This window comes from Proteus sp. fly-1008 (genome assembly GCF_040140305.1).
GTDB classification, from domain to species: Bacteria; Pseudomonadota; Gammaproteobacteria; order Enterobacterales; family Enterobacteriaceae; genus Proteus; species Proteus vulgaris_B.
In genome coordinates, this window is sequence record NZ_JBEEWH010000032.1 from 1 (window position 1) to 3341 (window position 3341).

Here is a 3341-nt window from a genome sequence, read left to right on the forward strand (position 1 = left end):
CGGAAATGTTAGGAAAATCAACAGTTGATAATCTTTCCTCCGTCACCACCTATGATTTAGGTGTCTATAACAATCAAATGAAACAGCAAAAAGATAACACCAATAGCTATTTTTCAATCGATAGCATCTGGAGTTTTGCTGAAAACCATTTAAATCTCAGTGCCACCGCTTATGGCTTGGGTACCGCAGAGCAATCTTTCGATTTTTATCGTGCCATGTTTGAGCGTGATTTTAATGGTCGCCGTTTTGCTTTTGGTCTGTTAAATACGTGGAACTTACAATCTATTGCTTCCATGTCGGCGCTCAATAGCAGTAAAGTTTACGGGATTACTTACGGCAATAATTCCTCATCCAAGGTCAATCATTCTCAGCTCTCTTTAACGCCGATCACCGTCTTTTTACCCAGTGCGGGGGAAGTACGTGTTTATCGTGATGGCAAATTGTTAAGTATTCAAAACTTTCCAATGGGCAGTTTTGAAGTGGACACCGCACCACTCCCTTTTGGTATTTATCAAGTCGAAGTCGAAGTGGTTATTGACGGTAAAGTTCATTCTAAACAAGCCCAAACAGTGAATAAAACCTTCAATATGCGAGGCGCAACATTAAATGAGTTTCGTTGGGAAATATTCTCAGGCTATGTCGATTATAAAAAACGGATTAAAAATAGAGACAATGGATATAAGACATCAAACTCTGATAATACTTGGCTTGTGGGTGGAGCTGGAACGGTCACTTTAGGGGTGTTTTCAGGGTTAAATTTGCAAGCTTCAACCTATGCATTTGATGATTTAGCCGTACTTGAAACCAATGCAAACTTACAATTAAGTGAAAATATATCAACGAGTTGGCAATCTCTTTTGGCTAACGATGGTAGTGATCGCAATATCATTACTGCCTCTTATTCATTGCCCAAGGGGTTTGGCTCACTTTGGGTCAATAAAGAGAAAGGGAATATCAAAGATGATTTCCCGATGTATGACTCAGATAATTACTCTTTTGGTACCACCCTCAATTTGACTCAATTTTGGGAATATGCCGGATCATTTACCTATTCCTATACCAAAGATCTGCGCGATAAAAACAAATCGAATAACTTTGAATATTCTACCACACTCTATAACGGGCGTTACGGTAGCATGAGTTTGCGTACCGGTGTTCAACGTTATCACTACGATAATCAAAGCAGCACGAATGAAAAATACATCACACTGGACTTCTCATTACCGCTGGCAACATGGTTGAGTGCCGGGGTTTCATCCAGTAATGGGAATATGCGGGGTGAATTATCTGCATCGAAAAGCTTTGAAGATTCGGCTATTCGTCACGCAGGTTTATCCGTATCAACCTTATTACATGATAAAGATGGCACTGACAGTGATTTTTCTGTCAGCGGTTACGGCTCGTTTGATACCAAATACAGTACGGGCACGTTAACCATGAGCCGCCCTAATAATGATCGTCTAAATACCACATTAACCGCCCGAGGTTCATTGGCCTATAGTGATATGAACTTCTCTGCCAGTGGTAAACAAGAAACATCTGGGGTGATCGTGAAAACCGGCATTGATGGCGAAGGACAAATTGCCGCCAACGTCAATGGCCAACGTTTTGTCTTATCGGGCAGTAATAACTTTATTCCACTTTCTCCTTACGCGGAATATAAGGTCGAATTACTGAATGATAAAAACAGCGAAGATAGCTTTGATATCGCCTCAGGCCGAGTGAAAAATGTGGTGCTTTATCCAGGTAACGTTGCCGTGCATCAACCTGAATTAAAACAGATGGTGACCGTTTTTGGTCGAATGAAGTCGCCTGATGGCACACTGTTAGCCAGTGCGCAGGTACGTAACCATATTGGTCGTACTCAAACCGATCATCAAGGCCAATTTGCAATGGATGTTGATAAACGCTACCCAGTCATTTCATTACAACAAGATGATAAACAGATTTGTGAGGCTGAATTAGATTTGTCCTCAGCTCGGGGTGTGCTGTGGGTGGGTGATGTGATTTGTGATCCGCAAACGACATTGGTAAACCGGAATTAAAGGAAAGCATATAATGTTCAAACATTATCTCTTATTAATACTCGCCCTTTTTACTACATTCACCAGCAATGCAGTAACTTACACCAATGATATTGTTTTTATCGAAAACAATATTGATAACGAGTATTTTATTACACCTCAAAAAACAGACCCTCGTTTTAGTGGTGCTAACGTTTTTACCAAATACAGTAGTAACCAACTGAGTTTAGGTTACATGGGATATACTGGCGTAGTGCCTATCAATAATTACTTCGATATTTGGTTAGAAAACTCGCCAATTAAAATGCCATTTATTGGTAACCGTTGCTGGCGAACCTATAGAGATTGCCCTTCTGATGGTATACAAAGACCTGAACAGGTTTTAAGTGATGGAATATATCGTGCCTATATGAATACTCATGGTGGTGAAGCGGGTATTCCTAGGGCAATATTCTCTGATTCATTTTATCAATATATGCAAACTTTACCGGTTAGTAGTATAGAAAATTTTAGTTATTTTTTCTGCTATACCAAGGAGAATTACAATCCGGCATTAGGTCAAACATGTCGCTCTGTAAACGGCCGAGTGTCTGAACAAAGTTTTGCGATCACGAAAAAAGGGCATATAAGGCTAAAATCAACCAATGCGTTACAAGAGATTTTTGTCGATAGTGAAGGCAACGCCGTATTAGGTCTTGGCTCTAAATTTTGTGAAATTGTCGGTGATAACGTGGTTTGTAAGATGGTCGATTATGAGCTCAACGGCGAAAGCTTAAATGTTATGAGACTGGCGATGAAAGTAGATACAACGACATTATCATTTACACCAAGTGCGAGTGATATTCTTCTTTCAGCAACGCCGACATCAAGAACCTATTATTATTCTTCACCAACAATTGCCTCTTATTTAGTCACGCCTGGTAATGGCGGCGTTTATGTCCATTTCACAAAAAGTTTTTTCAAAAAATTAATTAGAAATAACGTTGATCTCTCTAAGAGCCAAGATTTATTTACCTTTAGTTTTACCAATACTGCAGTGCCTCAATCAGGCTTTTATGAATTTACCCCTTCTAATACGATAATTATCAAGCCTCGTGATTATGGGATCAGTATTGTCTCTAAAGAATTAGTCAACAATCCTTATAGAGAAGGAAAAGTGGGTGATAAAGAGCCACCATTAACGTTTGACTATATCGTCACGACCAGCGCATTTCGCCAAGCTGATAAAATTACAGCCGCGGTTGAAGGGCCTAAAACAACAATCCGAGGTCAATCTTATTGCTTATTTAGCTCCAAAGATAAAAAAATGAATGTCCC

General features: G+C 39.7%; 2 protein-coding genes. Both read left to right on the top strand.

Annotated features, from left to right (window positions below):
* Window positions 1–2045: CS1-pili formation C-terminal domain-containing protein (locus ABN256_RS18855; RefSeq protein ID WP_349439916.1), on the top strand; the 2045-nt coding region annotated here is incomplete at its 5' end.
* 13 nt (window positions 2046–2058) lie between these two features.
* On the top strand, window positions 2059–3341 hold a 1283-nt coding region (locus ABN256_RS18860), incomplete at its 3' end, for a fimbrial adhesin EcpD family protein (RefSeq protein ID WP_349439917.1).